Source organism: Priestia sp. 10L35, from assembly GCF_056395685.1.
The window spans coordinates 1-302 of sequence record NZ_JBFTKA010000079.1 but is presented as its reverse complement, the minus strand read 5'-3'; the positions used below and the strand labels follow the sequence as shown (position 1 = coordinate 302).

The window sequence follows — 302 nt, the reverse complement described above, 5'->3', positions numbered from 1 at the left end:
CAGTTCGGTAGCTCGTCGGGCTCATAACCCGAAGGTCGCAGGTTCAAATCCTGTCCCCGCAACCAAAGTGGTCCCGTGGTGTAGCGGTTAACATGCCTGCCTGTCACGCAGGAGATCGCGGGTTCGATTCCCGTCGGGACCGCCATTTTGTTTGGCTCGGTAGCTCAGTTGGTAGAGCAAAGGACTGAAAATCCTTGTGTCGGCGGTTCGATTCCGTCCCGAGCCACCATTTTAAGACGGCGATTGTGGCGAAGTGGTTAACGCACCGGATTGTGGTTCCGGCATTCGTGGGTTCGATTCCC

General features: G+C 56.6%; 2 tRNA genes. Both read left to right on the top strand.

Annotated features, from left to right (window positions below):
- Nucleotides 1-69: 69 nt before the first annotated feature.
- Nucleotides 70-145, top strand: a tRNA-Asp gene (locus AC1DEF_RS29450).
- An 8-nt stretch (nt 146-153) separates the two neighbouring features.
- Nucleotides 154-229, top strand: a tRNA-Phe gene (locus tag AC1DEF_RS29445).
- Nucleotides 230-302: the final 73 nt, after the last annotated feature.